General features: G+C 58.7%; 1 protein-coding gene. It reads right to left on the bottom strand.

Annotated features, from left to right (window positions below):
* Positions 1-148: 148 nt before the first annotated feature.
* On the bottom strand, positions 149-254 hold a 106-nt coding region (locus CVM73_RS38985; protein WP_146006775.1), incomplete at its 5' end, for a transposase domain-containing protein.

The raw sequence follows: 254 nt of genomic DNA, 5'->3' as shown, positions 1-254 counted from the left end.
GGCGCGTCCGCCAAGGTGGTTCCCTCCCGGATAAGCTTTCCGGTCTCGTCCACCGCACATACCGCAACGGAATTCAGCGAAACATCGAGGCCGACGTAGATCATGACTTTTCTCCTTCGGATGGAGTGTAAGCGGCAAGCTGAGGCCGTCAGGTGGCGTGGTTCCATGGCATAAGCGCGTCGATTTCGCTGTTGGGCCAGCCGTTGGCGATACGCTGAAGTGTGAGAGCAAGCCAAGCGAACGGATCGACGTTG

The sequence above is a fragment of the Bradyrhizobium forestalis genome (assembly GCF_002795245.1).
GTDB classification, from domain to species: domain Bacteria; phylum Pseudomonadota; class Alphaproteobacteria; order Rhizobiales; family Xanthobacteraceae; genus Bradyrhizobium; species Bradyrhizobium forestalis.
The sequence above is the reverse complement of the archived record's forward strand: the minus strand, read 5'-3'. Positions and strand labels throughout refer to the sequence as shown.